Consider the following 2,623-nt stretch of genomic DNA (forward strand, 5'->3'; position numbering starts at 1 on the left):
GCGCGCGATGGCGAGGCGCGCTCGGTGCTCGAGTCCGAACTGCGCAAGGCCGAGTCCCGCCAGGCCGAGCTGCAGAAGGAATACAACAACGGCGAGCCCGAGAAGCAGGGCAGCGAAGGCCGCAACTACCAGAAGTACCTCGACCGCGTGGCCGAGATGAAGGCCGAGCTGGCCCGCAACGAAAGCGACATCGCCGGCATCCGCCGCGAGATCAGCCGCCTGCCGGCCCCCAAGAACTAACCCGTTCCTGCATCGGCAGGACGAACACCACAGGATTTCCATGGCTTTCGGAAAGAAGGCGGCAAGCGCCAGTCCGCGCTTTCAGGCCTTCGACCTGCTGTCGACCCTGATCGCGGTCGTCAACAGCAAGGGCTCGGTGCTGTTCGCCAATGCCGGCCTCGAGGACGCGCTCGGCACCTCGCGCCGCACGCTCGAGGGCTCGCAGTTCGGCGCCTGCTTCCACGAACCCCAGGTGCTGCGCACCGCCATCGACGGCGCGAGCGCCAACGACTTCGCCACCTTGCGCTACGAGGCCTTCCTGCGCCGCGTCAACCACGAGCTGATGCCGGTGCAGGTCACGCTGGCCAAGGGCGAGAAGGCCGGCGAACTGATCGTCGAGATGCTGCCGCTCGAGCACCAGGTGCGGCAGGACCGCGAGGAGCGGCTGCTCGACCAGGCGCAGGCCAACAAGGAACTGATCCGCAACCTCGCGCACGAGATCAAGAACCCGCTCGGCGGCATCCGCGGCGCCGCGCAGCTGCTGCAGATGGAGGTCGAGTCGCGCGACCTCATCGAGTACACCCAGGTCATCATCCACGAGGCCGACCGGCTGCAGACGCTGGTCGACCGCCTGCTGGCGCCGCACCGCCGGCCGCACGTGGTGGGCGACGTCAACATCCACGAGGTCTGCGAGCGCGTGCGCTCGGTGATCCTCGCGGAGTTCCCGCGCGACCTGCACATCGAGCGCGACTTCGACGTCTCGATCCCCGAGTTCCGCGGCGACCGCGAGCAGCTGATCCAGGCCACGCTCAACATCGTCCACAACGCCGCGCAGGCCCTGGCCGAGCGCCGCGCGGCCGGCGATGCGTGCATCACTTTCAAGACCCGGGTCGCGCGCCAGGTGATCTTCAACAAGCAGTGGTATCGATTGGCACTGGAATTGCATGTCATCGACAATGGACCGGGCGTGCCGGACGCGATCAAGGACCGAATCTTCTATCCGCTGGTGTCGGGTAGAGAGGGTGGTACAGGGCTGGGTTTGACGCTCGCACAGACTTTTGTGCAACAGCATCACGGCGTGATCGAGTGCGACAGTGTCCCGGGCCGAACCGATTTCAAGATATTGATTCCGCTGCCCTAGCAGCCACCGGCAACAAGGAGATGCATGAAGCCGATCTGGATAGTTGATGACGACCAATCGATCCGCTTCGTGCTGGAGAAGGCCTTGCTGCGGGAGGACCTTCCGACCCGCAGTTTCACCAACACGCGCGAAGTGCTGGCGGCCCTCGAACAGGCCGCCGAGGACGAGCAGCAGGGCCCGCAGGTCCTGGTGAGCGACATCCGCATGCCCGGCGGTTCCGGGCTCGAGCTGCTCGACAAGATCAAGGCCAAGCATCCGGGCCTGCCGGTCATCATCATGACGGCCTTCTCCGACCTCGACAGCGCCGTTTCGGCGTTCCAGGGCGGCGCCTTCGAATACCTGCCCAAGCCCTTCGACCTGCCGCGCGCGGTCGAGCTGATCCGCCGCGCCGTCGACGAGAGCCAGCGCGAGGAAGTGGCCGAGGAGCGCATGGTCGCCGCGCCCGAGATGCTCGGCCAGGCGCCTGCGATGCAGGACGTGTTCCGCGCCATCGGCCGGCTCTCGCAGAGCAACGTCACGGTGCTGATCACCGGCGAATCGGGCTCGGGCAAGGAGCTCGTGGCGCGCGCGCTGCACAAGCACTCGCCGCGCGCCAACGGCCCCTTCGTCGCCATCAACACCGCCGCCATCCCCAAGGACCTGCTCGAGAGCGAACTCTTCGGCCACGAGCGCGGTGCCTTCACGGGTGCGCAGACCATGCGGCGCGGCCGCTTCGAGCAGGCCGAGGGCGGCACGCTGTTCCTCGACGAAATCGGCGACATGCCCTTCGACCTGCAGACGCGCCTGTTGCGCGTGCTCAGCGACGGCCACTTCTACCGCGTGGGCGGCCACAACTCGGTCAAGGCCAACGTGCGCGTTATCGCGGCCACCCACCAGGACCTCGAGCAGCGCGTGAAGCTCGGCGGCTTCCGCGAAGACCTGTTCCACCGCCTCAACGTCATCCGCCTGCGGCTGCCCGCGCTGCGCGAGCGCGGCGAGGACGTGCCCGCGCTCACGCGCCACTTCCTGCAGCAGAGCGCGCGGCAGCTCGGCGTCGAGCCCAAGCGCATCTCCGATGCGGCGCTCGCCAAGCTCGCGGGCTTCAACTTCCCCGGCAACGTCCGTCAGCTCGAGAACATCTGCCACTGGCTGACCGTGATGGCGCCGGCGCAGCTGATCGAGGCCAAGGACCTGCCGCCCGAGGTGCTGGCCTCGGGTGCCGCGCCGCTGCTGGCGCCCGACAGCCATGCGGGCGAGCCCGCGGCGTATGCGACGGCTGCCGTG

At 67.8% G+C, this 2,623-nt stretch carries 2 protein-coding genes and 1 pseudogene; all 3 read left to right on the top strand.

Going from position 1 to position 2,623, the window contains the following annotated elements:
- Nucleotides 1-240 (top strand): annotated as a pseudogene (locus AC27VN_RS38395) (hypothetical protein); the annotation flags it as partial.
- Between the two features lie 40 nt (nt 241-280).
- On the top strand, nt 281-1,360 hold the full coding sequence (gene glnL / locus AC27VN_RS38400) for a nitrogen regulation protein NR(II) (protein ID WP_093343381.1): 1,080 nt from the start codon (nt 281-283) through the stop codon (nt 1,358-1,360).
- Nucleotides 1,361-1,384: 24 nt separating this feature from the next.
- On the top strand, nt 1,385-2,623 hold a 1,239-nt coding region (gene ntrC, locus AC27VN_RS38405; protein WP_490880055.1), incomplete at its 3' end, for a nitrogen regulation protein NR(I).

This window comes from Variovorax sp. 20P10.2.4 (genome assembly GCF_058244205.1).

Bases quoted from the DNA above. Each gene is read 5' to 3' on its own strand.
- glnL (WP_093343381.1), top strand. From the start codon at position 281: ATGGCTTTCGGAAAGAAGGCGGCAAGCGCCAGTCCGCGCTTTCAGGCC.